Here is a 16,579-nt window from a genome sequence, read left to right on the forward strand (position 1 = left end):
ATATTGCGCTAATCGAAGAGGTTTTACATGATCACATCCATCTTAGCGGGCCTGACTATTTTAATTATTGGCGACAGCCATCTGACAGCACCCGGCTATCTGATAACGACATTGCACGATGGACTAACCAAACAAGGCGCGATCGTGCACACCATCGGTGTGTGCGGATCCAACCCTGGCAGTTGGTTGCAAGCGACACCCGGCGACTGCGGTGAAGGCGAGCGCAAAGGCGATGCGCAGCCTACGTTTAAGGCCAGCGGCGCCCAAACTCGGCCTATTGCCAACCTAATCACCCAAAACAAGCCCGATCTTGTTGTGGTCGTCATGGGGGACACCATGGCCGGCTACGACAAAAGCAATTTCATGAAAACCTGGGCCTGGCAAAACACAACGCAGCTGACTAAAGCCATTTCCTCCAGCGGCACCGCGTGCGTCTGGATCGGGCCTGCCTGGGGAACCGAGGGGGGCAAATACCAGAAAAGTTTTGCGCGTGTGAAACAGGTTTCTGGGTTCTTGGCGACTAACGTCAAACCCTGCAGCTATATCGACTCACTCAAGTTCTCCAAGCCAGGAGAATGGGCAACCGTCGACGGCCAGCACTTTACCGCATCAGGCTACCAGCAATGGGGTAAGGCGCTCACCCAGGCGATTTCAACAGACCCCGTTGTGCAAAAGCTCAAAAGGTAGAAAACATGTTGCAGCACAAATTTCTGGCCGCCGCCATTGCCTGCCTGATGAGTTTGCCGCTATCGGCAACCGAGATTCCTTTATATGAAACAGGGCCAGCGGAAGATGCCGCTTTCATTCGTTTCGTAAACGGCACACAGGCATCGCTCAACATTGCTGGCGGGCAAGCTAAAAACGTCATTCAGTTAACGTCCGACAAGCCGGTTTCCGATTTCGTTCCTGTCGCGGCAAACCGTCCCTTGAAGGGCGTCTTTGAACAAGACGCCACAAAAGCGCCCTCCGAAACTGTGGTGAAACCAGGTGAGTTCGTAACGGTTGTCGCCGTACCCGACCAGACAAAAGGCCTCGCGCTTCAGACCATCCGTGAGACGCCGGAAGAATTCAACGCCCTAAAAGCCTCCCTGGCGCTTTACAACTTATCCAGCCAATGCGGTCAAGCAACGCTCAAGGTGTCAGGAAAAGACGTTGAAATTTTCAGCAATGTGGCGGCCGACACTGCATCGATTCGCCGCATGATCAACCCCATAAAGCTGGATGTGCAATTGCTTTGCAACGCAAAGCCCGTCGGCAAGCCCATGTCACTGGGGCAACTTTCTGCCGGCGAACGTTACACCTTATTTGTACTACCCGAAAACAGCGCTACGGGCACGCGCCTCTACCCCAGCACAGATACCATCAGTTTCTGACAACATGGTTTTCACTTCGCTCGAATTCCTTACGCTATTTCTGCCGGGATTCTTTGGTATCTACCTGGTAACGCCAGCCGCTTGGCGCAACCGTGTGCTTTTACTTGGCAGTTGGTTCTTCTACGCCTGGTGGAGCCCTGTATTTCTTAGCTTACTGATTATCGTCACAGGTATTGCATGGTTTGGCGGTCTGCTCATACAGCAGGCATCCGAACACCACAACCAGCAACGTGCCAAACATTGGTTGATCCTGCTCATCACCATCAATGTTGGCATTCTGTGCTGGTTCAAGTATGCAAATATTGTCGTTGCCACCTACAACCAGACCGCACTCTGGGTGGGGGCTATGCCGGTGACATGGCAAAAAGTACTGCTGCCTGCAGGACTTTCATTTTTCGTTTTGCAAGCGGTGTCGTATCTCATCGACGTCAAGCGCAACACCATTAAAGCGCAGCCTAGCTTTGTCGATTTCGGTGCATACATCGCAATGTTTGGCCAACTGATTGCCGGACCGATTATCCGTTACGAATGGGTTCACACAGAACTGGCGCACCGCCCCATGAACTGGCCAAATTTTCGCCAGGGCGCACGCCGCTTCATGATCGGCATGAGCATGAAGGTGCTGGTCGCTGATACTTTAGCGCCCATTGCCGATATCGCGTTCGCGTTACCCGCTCCGTCTATGGCAGACGCCTGGTTGGGTTGTGGTGCCTACACGCTGCAGCTATTTTTCGACTTCGCCGGCTACAGCGCCATGGCTATTGGCCTGGGACAAATGATGGGGTTTCATTTCCCAGAGAACTTCAACAGCCCATACCTGGCTCGCAACATCCAAGATTTCTGGAGACGCTGGCACTTGTCGCTGTCCAGCTGGATCAGAGACTACTTATACATCCCACTCGGAGGCAACCGCTATGGCGTGTATAAAACCTACCGGAACCTGCTGTTGACCATGGCCATTGCCGGCTTGTGGCACGGCGGCGACAGCTGGAACTTTCTTTTCTGGGGCATTGCACATGGTGTAGCCCTGAGCGTGAACCGAATTTGGAACGAGGCCGGATGGCCGAGATTGCCATCGGCCTTGGCGCACGCCCTAACCCTGATCTTCGTCATGTTAGCCTGGACCCTATTCAGAGCGACGGACTTTGATAACGCCATAGCCATGTATCAAGGGCAACTTGGATTTAATGCGCTAGCACTCGGCAACGAGCTACGGCTCGCCTGGCGACCCGCCCACGGCATCGCCGCAATTTTAGGCATTGCCTGCGTCTTGTTCCCGTTAGCCCAGCCCTGGCTTGATCGACAGCCAGCGAGCCAACGCCTGGCCAATATACGCGGGCTTTGGCCATTGGGCGCCTTCTTGCTGTCGTACAGTCTGCTGGCTAGTCGCGGCTCCACCCCATTCTTGTATTTCCAATTCTAATGACGCCTGCCGATACGTCCGACCGCACGCAAGAGCGAATCGTTTCCAGGTCACTGGGCGGCACGATCGCGGCCATATGCATGGCCGCATTCATGCTTATTGGTCTGCTCATAAATATTGTCGCGCTGTCTGAAGAGTCAACAACAGATACAACCTCATATAGCTTGGCAGACATACTCGACGGGACAACAAGCCAGCAGATTGCTGATGAACTGGCCCAAACCGTACTTCCCAAAGAAGCGGCAAAACTGCAACGCGCAGTCAACTGGCTTGCTTTGGGAGACCTGGGTCCGAAAGTACGACGAGGTTGCAATAACTGGCTATTTCTGACCGATGAGCTCACGACCCATGCCGATGGCGACAAGGCCAGTCGCGTGCGAGCCACGCAAGTCGAAGCAGTACAGAAAATGCTGGCAGAGCAGGATATCCAGCTGATTGTTGCTGTAGTCCCCGACAAAAGCAGGATCATGCAGGACCAGTTATGCAGCCTCCAGCGACCGGCGATACTCGAAAACCGTGTGCAATCGTGGATTCAGCGACTACACGACAGCGGCATCGCGGCCGTTGACCTGTCGCAGCCCATGCAAACAAGCGAAAGCCCATCGTTTTTACGCACCGACACCCACTGGAACGCGACAGGGGCACAACTTGCCGCACAGGCCATTGCAGCCAAAGTAAAAGAACACTACGGTACGCCCCTCTTACCACGTCAAACGGTCGAGGTACAAACGGCTCAGCCGCACATTCGTCCCGGCGATCTGGTTAGATTGGCAGGCGTAGATTGGCTACCAACCGCACTTCAGCCTAAAACCGAGGGAGTGGCCCAGTTAACGTTCAACGTCAAACAAGACCCCTTGGCCGATTCGGCCGACGACTTATTCGGCGACGACAACTTACCTACCGTCGCACTCATTGGCAGCTCATTTTCTCGTACCTCACATTTTGACAATTTCCTGTCGCTTGCGCTCCAGACACCCATTGCGAATATGTCAAAAGATGGCGGCGCGTTCTCGGGGTCGGCAAATGACTACTTTCGCAGTCCAGCATACAAGCAAACGCCCCCAAAACTAGTCATCTGGGAAATACCCGAAAGAGACCTTCAAGCACCGTTGGACAAGGACGTGGCCATTTTGCCGCCATAAGCTTTAATATGCGACATGCAATTCCTCGCGCAACGCACCGGATACATTGACCTCTGACATTCATAGGCTACCGTGATTACTAACCCCACCGAGACCAACACACTGTCTCCGCGCCAACTCATCGCGATGCTACAAGCACGACAAGGGCTTATTTTCTCTGTCGCCATCGGCGTGTTTTTAGTCACGCTCATCATCAGCCTGTTTTTGCCTCGCATCTGGTCATCATCCAGCGACATTTACATCGATTACCGGGAAAATGACCCCATCGCAGCCCAGCGCCTCTCAGCCATGCTCGATGACAGCTACATGCAAACCCAACTCGACTTGCTGAAAAGTCAGCGTGTTGCAGAAACTGTCATCGACAATCTGAAACTTCGCGGCACCCCTTGGTACCGCAGCGCCGTGCAAGACAACGGCGAAGAACGTGCCGAACAGCAACTTGTCAGCCGCTTGATTGACAACCTGGAGATCCGGCGACTGAAAGGAAGTCGAGTCGTAACGGTAGAGTTCAGCGGACGTTCCCCCCAAGAGGCTCGGGATTATGCCGACGCCATCGTTATGGCCTATATACAGCTGGGCGAACAAATGTCATTTACAGCGGCACGCAGTCGCTTTGAACAATACAACGCGCAGTTAGAACAACTAAGAACAGATGTAGATGAAGTTCAAAACAAACTGACCGCCTACCAACAAGAACATGACATTCTGAACGTTCAAGAACATGGCGATCAAGAAACGCAAAGACTCAATGAGTTCAATAAAACATTGATTGCATTACAAAACGAGCTGCAGCAGGCCTACGCAGACCGAGATGCTACACAACGCCTGCTGAAATCGGGGCTAAAACCCGAAGAACTGCCGATGGTAAACGACGCCACAATAATCAATACGCTAAAGTCACAACTGGGTTTCGTTGACCGACAACTCGGCGACAAACAAGGCGCCTTGGGGCCCAACCACCCCACAATCAGAGGCCTGACGGCAGAACGAAACAAGCTCACATCACGCATCGCGCAAGAAGCGCAAGCTATTGTCAGCGGCCAGGAAAACACTATCGATCGCCTTAAAGAACAAATAAACGAACTTGAAAAAACCATCGCTGCACAGCGCAAAACAGTACTCGCCCAAATGCAGCAACGCAACGAAATTTCCGCCATGCAACGTCAACTGGCCAGCGCTCAGCAAGTCTATACGTCGGCTTTGCAAAAGTACGACACGCTTATCATGGCAAGCAACGTTATGTCGCCCAACGTCACGGTGCTGCGACCCGCCGAATTACCCACGGTAGCAAGCAAACCCAACGTAAAGGTCAATCTGGTCTTGGGGCTTATTGTTGGCGTCGGACTCGCACTGGTACTAGCGCTATTGCTCGAACTTTTACACCGGCGTGTTCGCGTCGTGGAAGATATGCTGGGTGACCCCGATTTACCCTTGCTGGGGCACATTGGATTTAGGGAGACACTGGTATGAAGAAGCCACCACCTTCTCTCTGGACAGAAATCGCTCAAACACGCATAAGAGAAGCCTACGGCTCAGGTGGGCCTGGCGCGCAAGAGGGTACAGGCGACACCAGATCTGGTGTTGCCAGTCCTCGAATCGGCGACTCTTTTGTCAAATCGGGGCGATTGTCGGACGACGATGTTAAAGCCATCATAGAAAAACAACGTACAGAAAAACTCAGATTCGGTGACGCAGCCATCGCCCTGGGGCTGCTCAGCGAACAAGAGGTTCAGCAAGCACTGTCAAAACAGTACGATTACCCCATCGCCTCGGCAGATGCTGCGCTGGCTGGTTTTCCGATTGCCTATGCTCCACATACACCAGAAGCCGAAGCCATACGCAAAATTCGGACACAACTGCTATTGAAACTCGAGCCCAGTGAACTCCGATGCCTTGCCATTGTCAGTCCCAACAGCGGCGAAGGAAAATCGTATGTATCCACCAGCCTGGCGCTTGCCTTTGCACAAAACGGGCAACGCACCCTACTGATCAATGCCAACCTGCGCGAAGCGCAACATTCTGGCGTGCTTGATAGCCAACGATCGCAAGGCCTATCGTCAGTACTGTCGCAACGCGGTGACATCGGGCAATCAATGCTGGCCACCAGCTTTGCCAAACTACACCTGCTCGACGCCGGGCCACTGCCACCCAATCCAACAGAACTTTTACTCGCGCCCAGCCTGCTCCACATATTTGAAAACATCAAAGATCAATTTGATATTGTCATTATGGACACCCCGGCGATGAACGCGTTTCCCGACGCGCAACTTATCGCACAGCAAGTCGATGCCTGTATCGTGGTAGCGCGACAGCACCGAACCCCACTGAACGACCTTCGTAAGACAAAACGCCTGATTCAAGCGGCCGGCGGCGCCATCATCGGGTGCATTTTCAATGAGTACCCTGACTTAGACGGCCCAGGCAACCCCACGCCCTGGTACATGAGCTTTTTACATAAAATGCGCCGCCGCCTGATCGACCGCATCAGGTAATGCGGCGGACCATCATATATAGCCGACACGCGCTCATGCGAAGCTCGCCAACGCTCTCAAGGCCAGACACCACAACCACTTGGCTGGTGAACATCCTGATCGCTTTCAGTGCGATAGCGGCACTGATTCCCACCACGCTGGCCTACCTCGACCCCACGTTACGTCTTAGTATTGACTTCTCAGAAGGCTCCATCATCAGGCAAATACAGTTGTCACTGCTGTTTTTACTGGCGGCCTTTGTGTTCTACACCAACCGAGCCACAGGACTTATAACGTTAAGAAGCATCAATCCTTTTCTGATTCTGGTGTTTGTTTATTGCCTGGCCTCGACACTATGGTCTCCATACCCTGTGGTGACCATCAAACGCATTGTCATCCTCGGTGGGCTTTTGTTGGCGGGACTGTGCATCGCACCCCCTATTGGCACACCGCACCAGTTTTTACGTACGCTCAGGCTGACACTGACAACCATACTTGTCCTGTCTTTTTTTACTGCGATTTTTGTGCCACATATCGGCGTTGACTACTCGCTCGGCGGCGCGTGGCGCGGTATTACCTGGCAGAAAAACTTGTTGGGCAGTGTGGCCACCTACAGCACTTTGCTGTGGCTTTACGAATGGACAACCAACAGCGAAACGCGCTGGCGAAGCGGCATTGGCATTGCATTCAGTCTGTTTATACTGATTATGGCCAAAAGCTCAACAGCCACCGCTCTGGCCGTGCTGGCCTGCGGCCTGTATGTCTACAACTACCGGGTTTGGCTCGCGGGCCGCTATCTTAATCTAACCCTACTGCTCGGCGCGCTCTGTATCGTCGTGATGTTCGTGCATTTTTACTACGTAGTGAACGCACAACTACCAGACTGGAACACGCTGATTAGCCCCATCGCTGCCTTATTCGACAAGGGTACCGACCTGACCGGACGCACCGAAATCTGGGTGATCCTGGCTTACTCAATTACCCAACACCCAATCATAGGCATCGGCTATGGCGCGTTCTGGCTAGGGGCCGGTAGCCCTGCCCAGTTCATCGCCGACGAGTTCGGCTGGATGCCCGCCCACGGCCATAATGGTTACCTTGATGTGATGAATGAATTGGGTGGGGTTGGCCTGCTGCTTTTCATTGGCTTTTTGCTGTGGCACTTACGTTGCATCCTGAAACTGATGAAACACGACCGCCCTGAAGGCGCCTTGCACCTATCGTTTTTGATGATCATCGCCATCAGCAACATCACAGAAACTGATTTCCTTAGCGGCTCGCAGTTTCAAAATATCCTGCTGCTATTTTCGTCGCTTTCTGTATCTGCCCGACTTTACTGGCTAAAACGCTCCTCCGAATTGGCACCCAACCCAGAAGCGGAAGCCCTGCGGGCCATTAAAAAACCAAATACCGCAAAAGTTCAATGAGTAGAATCGGCACATACTTCGCTTGGGCACTACTGACCGTAGCCGCGGTTGTATTCCCAAAATTAACGTACGGGCAACCAACCGCGTCCGGTTTCTCCCAAGACAGTCAAGGCGTTGCTTATTTCCGTTTCGGCATCGACGAAGACAAACTGGGCGGCGCCCCCGATCAGTCGGCTTTGAATCACGTGCTGAGTCGTAATGATCGCGTATTCGTCAAAGGCCAGCATTTTTACACTGTGGGCCCTGATGGGCTTCCTGAAACGGCAGATGACCAACGAATACGATTCTTTGGCGTCAATCTGAGCTTTTCTGCCAACTTGCCCGAAGCTGCTCGCGCCCCTGACTTGGCCCGACGTTTGCGAAAGATGGGCGTCAATGCCGTGCGACTCCATCATCTGGACAGCTTTCCTGACGACAGCGCAACATCGCCGCGCAGCATCCTGGCAAAGGGTCCCTACCCCACATTCAATAAGGTCGCCGTTCACCGCCTCAAAACCTTCATTGAGGCCCTGACGACCGAAGGAATTTACGTTAACTTAAACCTGCGTGTCGGCTATCGCTTTCGTCCATCCATCGACGGCCTTCCTGAACTCGATAACGGACAAACGCAGCCGGCATCGGTAGGGACACCCATCCATGTTTACTACCCGCCGCTGATCGAGCGGCAAGCGCGCTACGCACGTGAGCTGATCCAATTGCTTGGCCTGAAAGGCAATCCGACCCTGGCCATGGTAGAGATCAATAACGAATCTTCGTTGCTGGCCGCTTGGCAAGGCGATGCCTGGTACGGCGACACGTGGCGTAATGCTATTCCATCAGCCTATAGCCCTGTACTTCAAGCGCACTGGGACGGCTGGATTCTGCAGCGCTACGGCACTCGAGAAGCTGCCTGCGAAGCATGGGACAACTGCGACGATCCCGACTTCAGTGCTCTGCCCGTAACAACAATTTCTGGCGCAGACTCAGTTCCGCCCTCGTTAGGCAACCGTATTACCAACAAGCTGGGAAGCATTGCTCGAGACCTAGGCTGGTCAGACACTAATTCTGCCGCCCCCAACCCTCGACAGCGTTACAAGTATGATTTTTTAAGCTTTCTCGCCGAGATGGACCGCCAGTATTTCAATGAAATGAAAGCGGTGATACGCGAGGCCGCTGCCGCTCCCGTGCCAGTTACCGGCACACAAATGACCTATGGCGGCATCATGAATTTGGTATCGCACCAAGACATGGACTACATCGACGACCATGTGTACGTAGGACATCATGTTTACGCAAATGGCAACCCTTGGCAATCCACCGATTGGCGAGTTCAAGACATATCGACGTCAGGCGAAGGACTTGCACGTTTACTGGGTCTGTCTTTGCGGCGCGACCACAGCAAACCCTTCGTCATCAGCGAATTCAACCAGCCCTTTCCTACGCCGGGTGGCGCCGAAATTTTGCCGCTCATGGTTGCAGTGGCTTCACTCCAAGACTGGGACGGCCTATTTTTTTACAGGTACGACGACAGCTTGAATGACAAGCTGGCGCCTTGGTACTTTTCCCTGAGCGGAGACTGGGGCAAATACGCACTGATGGGGCAAAGCGCCAAGCTGTTTCGTCACTTTCAAATTCCCAGCTTGACAGATGAAACACCACTGCCACTGCCGCCCGCCGATCGCTTGTTTCTGGCAACGCAAGGCCATATTCGCACTGCACCTCTAGAACGACACCTAGAACAGCGTTTCGGCCTGCCGATCACAGCGGCCTTAAAAACCCGTTTGTCGCAACAAGTGCTCGAAAGCGATGCCAGTAAAGCGCAATCACCGACGCCCCATCTGGCCATGACCGCTGACACAGCTTCAACTGCCGCCAGTCAGGCGCTCATCCATTTCAACGACCAAAAATACGCAGTGTTAAATACGCCGAAGGCATGGGGCGTATTCGGTCAAGTACGACCCGGCCAGGTAGTTGATGAGGGAATCTTTGCGCTACGAATCGACAGTCCGTCGACTAAGTCAGTTCAAGTGCTGATCACGCCTTTGGATCAGCACAACTTGAAGGAATCAGCACACTTATTGATTTCTTTAGGCGGTGACACCACAGGCACACAGCCCGGCTCAAAGCCGCCACGCCCCAAAGCCCTGGTGCCCTATCCCGGCAAGGCGGGCTGGCTAACGCTCGAACCCGACCCTATGGCCACAGAGCGTTCGGGTATGTTGTCGGCAAAACCGCCGTCGTGGCAAAAACACACCCCGGTTGAACTGCGCCTGCCCGATGCCGCGAAGTCACTCACCCTTTACCCCCTAAACGGACGCGGCCAACGCGAAAAGCCAATAGCCATTCCAAGACCGGCCAGTGACGGCCCACACACGTCGTGGATAAAACTGCAGGCGGATGCCGCCACCGCCAGCACCTGGTACGAAGTCGTCATTCATCAAAGCTCCGACCCAACCCTCAAGCAGACCCAAAAATGAGCATTCAGCAAAACACGATCGAAGGCATCGTCGACAACGGCACCGGTGTGAGCATTTGCATGGCGACATACCGACGGGCAGATCAACTGATCTTGTTGCTGAACGATCTCGCCTCGCAATCACGATGCCCCGACGAAATTGTCATAGTCGACAACGACCCGGCCGGCAGCGCGAGACCCGTCGTAGAAAAATTCCGCGAAACTCATCAACCAAACATTGCCGTTACCTATGCCATTCAGCCGCAAAAGAACATTGCCCTGACCCGAAACATGACGCTGGCCCTGGCCAGCCACCCCTGGATCGCATTTATTGACGACGATGAACGGGCCTCACCCACATGGCTAGAAACCTTGATAAGCTGCGCAGCAAAGCAAAAAGCAAAGGTCGTGCTGGGGCCGGTAATCCCGGTGGTACCATCCAACGCCCCGAACTGGATTCGCAAAGGAAACCTTTACGAATGCCCAAGAATGCCGACAGGTACAGTTGTGCCGCTGAACACGATGCGGATTGGCAACGCACTGATGCATAAATCGGCACTGCAGGGGGAGGCGCAAGCTTTCGACCCAGCCTATGGCGTTACCGGCGGATCGGACAGCGATTTACTTACACGCATTGCCCAAAAAGGCATACGCATTGTTTGGTGCGACGAAGCGCTTGTCGAGGAGCCCGTTGATGTCAAACGTATGACGTTGAATTGGATTCTGAAACGCGCCATGCGCGGCGGACAGGATTACGCACGGCATTTCCTGAAAGGGAGGCTGACCCCATCCCCCCCCTCTTTGGGGCGACGCATCCTGTTTTTTTCCAGAGCATCTATTCAGATGGTTGTTGCTGCCGGCTTGTCGCTCGTCACGTTGCCGTTGGGCAAACATCATGCCGCATTCTGGTTGGCCAAAACTTGGGCCAACTTTGGCAAGCTGGCCGTTTTGTCTGGCTGGCTATACCGAGAGTATGCCTAAGGACACACCATGCCTGCAGCACTGAATCTACTTTTGTTCGTTTTACTGGCGCCGGCTTTACTAGGCTGCTCGTACTTGCTGATATTGACTTTACTGTCTCGCCGCATGCCACAACAACTGGCTGCGCGAAAAGACTTGCGCTTCGACATCATCGTGCCCGCGCACAACGAAGCCGGCATCATCAAACAAACACTGCAAAGCCTGAAAAAGCTAGACTGGCCGGAAACTCACTACCGCATTATTGTGATCGCCGACAATTGCACAGATGACACGGCGGCCATCGCTAGTGCGAACGGTGCGACCGTGCTGAAGCGCCATAACGACACACAGCGAGGCAAAGGTTACGCGCTGGACCACGGCATCCGGTTTTTCCTTGAATCGAGCCCGGGCGATGCGGTGGTTGTGATTGACGCCGACACACAAGTCTCGGAGAACTTGCTCTCGTGCTTCGCTGCGCGCTTGTCATCGGGCGCTGACGCAATACAAGCGCACTACGGTGTACTGAACCCCAACGACTCTTGGCGCACACGGCTGATGACGATTGCCTACAGCGCTTTTCATGCAGTAAGGTCGCGGGGCAGAGAACGCCTTCATGTGTCGTGCGGCCTGCGCGGCAACGGCATGTGTTTCAGCCGGGCACTACTGCTTGAACAGCCTCCTCAAGTCTACTCTTTGGCGGAAGACGTGGAGTACGGCGTTTTGCTTGGGCTGAACGACGTTCGTGTGCACTATGCTGACGAAGCTCTGGTACTGGCAGAATTGCCCACTTCGGGTGCAGACTCAGCCTCTCAACGACAACGTTGGGAAGGCGGCCGCTTCGCCGTGGCAAAAGCGTATAGCGGTAAGCTACTGCATCACGCCCTGCGCCATCGCAGCCGGATTAGCCTCGATCTGGCGCTGGATTTACTGACGCTGCCACTGGCCTATCTTTGCATATCAATAGCAGTCACAGCCTGTCTGGCCGGACTGGCCAGCTTGATCTACCCGACTCAATTTTTTTGGCTTTGGCTTTGTCTGAGCTTGCTTGGCGCGCTGATACTGCACGTCCTTCGCGGCTGGCAACTCAGCCCCTTGGGGCCTGCCGCCCTATTCGACCTGCTACGCGTCCCTTTTTTTATCGCCTGGAAACTAGTGGTCATGCTCAAGCAAAAAGGCAATACCAACTGGATCCGGACCAAACGAAACAACCGGCACTGACTGCACAAACCATGTGCGTCTAAAGGGACAATAAACCCGTGATGACTGGCGCAAACCCGCCCCCCTCTACACCACCGACGCCCATACAGGCCAAGTGGTCCAAGATACTGGGCAGCTCCATACTAGATCAAGCCTTGCTGTCGGCAGCTAACTTTGCCGTGGGCCTGATTCTGATCCGGTACGCCGACGATACGCAATACGGCTACTACGTCTTAATGTTCAACGCCGTCATGCTGCTCACTATGCTGCAGAACAGCTTCACCGGCACACCACTGGTTATCACCCTGCCGAAGCTTTCGACGATCGACAAACGCCGCTGGGTGGGGAGCGTCTATGCCGACCAGCGACGCATTCTGCTTATCTTAGGTGTTGGCCTGCTAACGCCGGCCCTTCTGCTTTGGGGGTTCAACCTGCTCGATAACGGCGAGTCAGTCTTGATCATGACGGCTATTGCTGCAATCATTACTAGCCTTTATCGGGAGTTCTTCCGAAACACCTTGCTTATTTTTCAACGTCCACAAACCGTTTTAGTGGCAGATCTCGCGTATGTCGCCGTATTGGTGGGTGGTTGTCTGATTGCAGCGCTATTTCCCTTCGCCGCAGCAATTGCCATGCTCGCAACGGCTCTATCTGCATTGGTTTGCGGATACATGCTGTGGCGCTGGATGCGCGATTTGATCGACCCCCAGGCCCTTCCCGGCCAATTAATGAAAATTGCGCCCATTGGGCTATGGGCTGCGTCAGGCTCGGGCGTCTACTGGTTATTAAACCAGGGCTACAGCTTTGTCACAGCCGCCACTCTCGATGTGGCTGCAGTCGGAGCACTAGCAGCTGCGCGGCTTTTAATGATGCCTATTAATCTGGTATGCACAGGAATACAAAAACAGTTGACTCCGGCGGCCTCGCAATGGCTTCATCACGACGGTGCGCGCACGACGATGCAACGCCTTTGTTTACTGGCCACAGCCATGGGGTTAGTTGTTCTTGTTTACGCCATATTCGTTTGGCTACTGCGAGACTGGATCTTTCTCGACCTCTTGCAAAAAGACCATCACCAACGCAACGAATTACTGCTTTTATGGGCTGGCGTCTTTTTAGTAAAAGCCCTACGCGATCCAGTCATGCTGATACTGATGCTCAGACAGCGATTTCGTTTACTGACATTCAGCTCCCTGATTTGTGCCGTAATCGCGCTGGCGCTTTGTTATGCTCTGACAGGCTACTTGAGCACCGCAGGTGCCTTATGGGGCATGCTGATTGGCGAGAGCATTTCACTCACCCTAACCCTGCTCTTCGCCTGGAAAGAGTCACGGACTAATAGCCACCCAACGTAATGCAAACCCTAGTCTCGATTCAATACTTGCGTGCTGTAGCCGCCATGATGGTGGTGCTGACGCACCTGCACCCTCAATGGACACGTATGGGGTACGAAGGACCATGGCCGTTCTGGCTTATTGGCGGGGTCGATATTTTCTTTGTAATAAGCGGCTTTATTATGGCCCAAACCACTCGAGAGCAAAGCCAAACTCCGGGCCAGTTTTATATACGTCGGGTCGTGCGTATTGTTCCTCTTTACTGGTTGCTCACATCGGTCGTAGCCAGCGTATTGCTGTTGAAGCCCAATTTACTGCAAAGCACTCGTTTTGACGCATGGCATGTCGTCTCGTCGTATCTGTTTATTCCTTCAGACAATCCGGGAACCGGGCGCATTGAGCCTTTACTTATTCCCGGATGGACGCTGAACTACGAGATGTTTTTTTACCTGCTATTTGGCGCGGCTTTGCTTCTTCCGTCACGCTCACGCGTCGCTGCCATCACCATGGCTATTGGTGCACTGGTGCTATTCGGAACCTTAGTCTCCACCAACAGCCCGATCGTTAATTTTTATACGTCCAGCATCATGCTGGAGTTCGTATTCGGCATTTGGCTAAGCCAAGCCCACAATGCAGGAAAATTGCGCTTACCGATACCTTGGGCGTGGGCAGCAGTAGCGCTGGGGCTAGCCTTGCTGCCACTATTTGCTTTCATAATCAGCCCACTTCCTAGGGCACTAACTATGGGCCTACCCGCGCTGTTGATCGTATGTGGGGCGCTTGCCCTAGAGCAACAAGATGTCATTCCCAAAAGCAAATCCTGGCTTGTTCTGGGCAATATCTCTTATTCTTTGTATTTATCTCATCCGATCGTATTATCGGCCGCCAGCCAGCTCTGGCGAAAGGCCGGTTTAAACGAGCCCAATGGGCTGTTCGGTAAGGCTGACATACTGGTTTTCAGCGGCGTCGCCATAGCACTCACCATCGCTGTTGCACTCGCCACGTTCCTCTACATAGAACAGCCCATGACAAAGAAACTAAAGCGCCTGGCGTACGACCTGCCAAATAAGACGCCAGTGCTAAGATAGCCGGCGAATCAACACTAACGGCCCACCATGACTTTTTTTGCCGTACGCACACGCACGCAGTCCCGCTACCTATCATGGATGATGCTTGTGCTTGCCCTAGGGCTTCATGCAATCGCTCTGGCACAGCCTACAGTCGCCCTAACTTTCGACGATGGTTTCAACGCCGAGGGCAACAACCGCGTAGCCGCTCAATACAACAAAGTCATACTAGATACGCTACGCAACAAAAACATCAAAGCCATGTTGTTTCCATTGGGTGCGCTTGCCGACAACTCCGACACAATGGCGCTAGTAAAGGCTTGGGGCAACCAGGGCCATGCCATTGGCAATCACACGTACTCCCATCAAGCCTTGAGTTCAACAAACACGCGTCGCTATCTCGAAGACATTAAACGCGCCGACCTCCTGCTAAGACAAGTTCCTGGCTGGTGCGCTCGGTTAAGGTTCCCTTATCTAGACGAAGGGAAAACACCCGAGCAACGTGCAGAAGTACTGCAATGGCTGGCAGCAGAAGGCTATGGCGTGGCGTCCGCTACGATTTCGTTGCCCGACTGGGAGCTGACCAAACAATACGAAACGTTGCTGAACAACGTGGACACTACCGGCGCCAGAGCATTTTTAAATGACTATACAAAGCAAGTCATCACGCAGGCCCGAGCTCAGGAAAATTACTGGCAAGGCCTCTTGAAACGCAGCCCAGCACACGTTTTATTGCTACATGCCAATCCGCTCAATGCCGACGCATTACCAAGTATTATCGACGCCCTGCGGCAAGACGGATGGCACTTCGTTACCCCAGCCAGTGCCTTTGCAGACCCCATCTACCAACGCGCTTTACCAGCGTTGTCTGCCAATGATCCAGCCGTAATGTTACCCTCGCCCATGTGTAACTAACGCCAATGCCGAGCCCAATTGATATGCAGACGCCTCGCACTGTCGCATTGTTTGACCTGAACATACAGGCCGTTAAATTTGATGCCGCATGCGACATGCTCGCCTACGAGGCCGAAAACAAAGGCACATCGGCATGCGTTATCGTGACCCCAAATGTCGATCACATTGTTCGGCTTGAACGCCGGCCCGACCTGAAGGCCTTGTACAAACAGGCAGACTATATTTTCGCCGACGGCATGCCCATTGTATGGGCCAGCCGTTTACTCAAACACCCGCTACCCGAACGGGTAACTGGCGCTGACCTATTAGTTTCGATGTGCGAAGCGGCGGTTGAAAAACAATGGAAAGTCGCCCTGCTTGGCGGTCGCCCAGGTTCAGAAAATGAGTTGCTTGCTCACTTTCAGCATACGTTCCCCGGCTTGGATATTGAAATTATTGCGCCGTCGATGCAGTTTGATCCCCTGGGCCCAGAAGGGGCTCGAGCCGCACAACATATTGCCGCACGCGAACCGAATTTAATATTCGTTTGCCTCGGCCTGCCCAAACAAGAAATCTGGGCGCTGCACTATGCCTCGCAACTGCCAGGTGGCGTACTCATGTGCGTTGGGGCTGCGATGGAATTTGCTCTGGGGCTAAAACCCAGAGCACCGCTGGTATTTCAGAAGGCCGGCTTTGAATGGCTATGGCGGCTAATATCAGACCCCAAACATTTATGGCGTCGTTACTTGGTAGACGACCCCTACTTTTTGGCTATTTGCTGGAAAGAGTGGCGTTGCCAACGCGCCAAGAACAGAAACGTCGACACATGAAGCCGCTGTCTCACTTTATCTGTCTGA

Annotated in this window: 14 protein-coding genes; all 14 read left to right on the top strand. The window is 53.6% G+C overall.

Annotated features, from left to right (window positions below; translation table 11 throughout):
* Window positions 1-27 precede the first annotated feature (27 nt).
* The 14 genes from CHR62_RS09915 to CHR62_RS09980 all read left to right on the top strand — a co-directional run bounded on the left by CHR62_RS09915 (window position 28) and on the right by CHR62_RS09980 (window position 16,552).
* Window positions 28-687, top strand: coding sequence for an SGNH/GDSL hydrolase family protein (locus CHR62_RS09915; protein ID WP_093969389.1), 660 nt, complete (start codon window positions 28-30; stop codon window positions 685-687).
* A gap of 5 nt (window positions 688-692) precedes the next feature.
* Complete coding sequence (locus CHR62_RS09920) at window positions 693-1,373, top strand: alginate O-acetyltransferase AlgF (protein ID WP_123660829.1); 681 nt, start codon at window positions 693-695, stop codon at window positions 1,371-1,373.
* Window positions 1,374-1,377: 4 nt separating this feature from the next.
* Window positions 1,378-2,796, top strand: coding sequence for an MBOAT family protein (locus CHR62_RS09925; RefSeq protein WP_123660830.1), 1,419 nt, complete (start codon window positions 1,378-1,380; stop codon window positions 2,794-2,796).
* Window positions 2,796-3,938, top strand: a complete 1,143-nt coding sequence (locus CHR62_RS09930; protein ID WP_123660831.1) for a cell division protein FtsQ — start codon at window positions 2,796-2,798, stop codon at window positions 3,936-3,938. Before CHR62_RS09925 ends, CHR62_RS09930 begins: the two co-directional genes overlap by 1 nt.
* 72 nt (window positions 3,939-4,010) lie before the next feature.
* A complete protein-coding gene (locus CHR62_RS09935; RefSeq protein WP_123660832.1) occupies window positions 4,011-5,408 on the top strand; it encodes a GumC family protein in 1,398 nt (465 codons plus the stop codon).
* On the top strand, window positions 5,405-6,430 hold the full coding sequence (locus tag CHR62_RS09940; protein ID WP_123660833.1) for a polysaccharide biosynthesis tyrosine autokinase: 1,026 nt from the start codon (window positions 5,405-5,407) through the stop codon (window positions 6,428-6,430). The genes CHR62_RS09935 and CHR62_RS09940 overlap by 4 nt, the downstream gene beginning before the upstream one ends.
* Window positions 6,431-6,465: 35 nt before the next feature.
* A complete protein-coding gene (locus tag CHR62_RS09945) occupies window positions 6,466-7,836 on the top strand; it encodes an O-antigen ligase (protein WP_158609116.1) in 1,371 nt (456 codons plus the stop codon).
* Window positions 7,833-10,292 (top strand): capsular biosynthesis protein, encoded by a 2,460-nt coding sequence (locus CHR62_RS09950; protein ID WP_123660835.1) that lies wholly within the window; start codon window positions 7,833-7,835, stop codon window positions 10,290-10,292. Before CHR62_RS09945 ends, CHR62_RS09950 begins: the two co-directional genes overlap by 4 nt.
* Window positions 10,289-11,251: a glycosyltransferase family 2 protein gene (locus CHR62_RS09955; RefSeq protein ID WP_123660836.1), complete on the top strand. Its 963-nt coding sequence runs from the start codon at window positions 10,289-10,291 to the stop codon at window positions 11,249-11,251. Before CHR62_RS09950 ends, CHR62_RS09955 begins: the two co-directional genes overlap by 4 nt.
* A 9-nt stretch (window positions 11,252-11,260) precedes the next feature.
* Window positions 11,261-12,448 carry a glycosyltransferase family 2 protein gene (locus CHR62_RS09960; protein WP_123660837.1) on the top strand — a complete coding sequence of 396 codons (1,188 nt, stop codon included), beginning with the start codon at window positions 11,261-11,263 and terminating at the stop codon, window positions 12,446-12,448.
* 41 nt (window positions 12,449-12,489) lie between these two features.
* Window positions 12,490-13,782 carry a lipopolysaccharide biosynthesis protein gene (locus CHR62_RS09965; RefSeq protein ID WP_123660838.1) on the top strand — a complete coding sequence of 431 codons (1,293 nt, stop codon included), beginning with the start codon at window positions 12,490-12,492 and terminating at the stop codon, window positions 13,780-13,782.
* Window positions 13,782-14,849 (top strand): acyltransferase, encoded by a 1,068-nt coding sequence (locus CHR62_RS09970; RefSeq protein ID WP_123660839.1) that lies wholly within the window; start codon window positions 13,782-13,784, stop codon window positions 14,847-14,849. Before CHR62_RS09965 ends, CHR62_RS09970 begins: the two co-directional genes overlap by 1 nt.
* 27 nt (window positions 14,850-14,876) lie before the next feature.
* Window positions 14,877-15,743: a polysaccharide deacetylase family protein gene (locus CHR62_RS09975; RefSeq protein ID WP_123660840.1), complete on the top strand. Its 867-nt coding sequence runs from the start codon at window positions 14,877-14,879 to the stop codon at window positions 15,741-15,743.
* Between the two features lie 23 nt (window positions 15,744-15,766).
* On the top strand, window positions 15,767-16,552 hold the full coding sequence (locus CHR62_RS09980) for a WecB/TagA/CpsF family glycosyltransferase (RefSeq protein ID WP_233574955.1): 786 nt from the start codon (window positions 15,767-15,769) through the stop codon (window positions 16,550-16,552).
* The last annotated feature ends 27 nt before the right edge of the window (window positions 16,553-16,579 follow it).

This window comes from Pusillimonas sp. NJUB218, from assembly GCF_003788685.1.
In the GTDB taxonomy this organism is placed as follows: Bacteria; Pseudomonadota; Gammaproteobacteria; order Burkholderiales; family Burkholderiaceae_B; genus Neopusillimonas.

Excerpts from the sequence above, each read along its gene's own strand:
- CHR62_RS09915 (WP_093969389.1), top strand. The coding sequence starts at position 28 with ATGATCACATCCATCTTAGCGGGCCTGACTATTTTAATTATTGGCGAC.
- CHR62_RS09920 (WP_123660829.1), top strand. The coding sequence starts at position 693 with ATGTTGCAGCACAAATTTCTGGCCGCCGCCATTGCCTGCCTGATGAGT.
- CHR62_RS09925 (WP_123660830.1), top strand. The coding sequence starts at position 1,378 with ATGGTTTTCACTTCGCTCGAATTCCTTACGCTATTTCTGCCGGGATTC.
- CHR62_RS09930 (WP_123660831.1), top strand. The coding sequence starts at position 2,796 with ATGACGCCTGCCGATACGTCCGACCGCACGCAAGAGCGAATCGTTTCC.
- CHR62_RS09940 (WP_123660833.1), top strand. The coding sequence starts at position 5,405 with ATGAAGAAGCCACCACCTTCTCTCTGGACAGAAATCGCTCAAACACGC.
- CHR62_RS09945 (WP_158609116.1), top strand. The coding sequence starts at position 6,466 with ATGCGAAGCTCGCCAACGCTCTCAAGGCCAGACACCACAACCACTTGG.
- CHR62_RS09950 (WP_123660835.1), top strand. The coding sequence starts at position 7,833 with ATGAGTAGAATCGGCACATACTTCGCTTGGGCACTACTGACCGTAGCC.
- CHR62_RS09955 (WP_123660836.1), top strand. The coding sequence starts at position 10,289 with ATGAGCATTCAGCAAAACACGATCGAAGGCATCGTCGACAACGGCACC.
- CHR62_RS09960 (WP_123660837.1), top strand. The coding sequence starts at position 11,261 with ATGCCTGCAGCACTGAATCTACTTTTGTTCGTTTTACTGGCGCCGGCT.
- CHR62_RS09965 (WP_123660838.1), top strand. The coding sequence starts at position 12,490 with ATGACTGGCGCAAACCCGCCCCCCTCTACACCACCGACGCCCATACAG.
- CHR62_RS09970 (WP_123660839.1), top strand. The coding sequence starts at position 13,782 with ATGCAAACCCTAGTCTCGATTCAATACTTGCGTGCTGTAGCCGCCATG.
- CHR62_RS09975 (WP_123660840.1), top strand. The coding sequence starts at position 14,877 with ATGACTTTTTTTGCCGTACGCACACGCACGCAGTCCCGCTACCTATCA.
- CHR62_RS09980 (WP_233574955.1), top strand. The coding sequence starts at position 15,767 with ATGCAGACGCCTCGCACTGTCGCATTGTTTGACCTGAACATACAGGCC.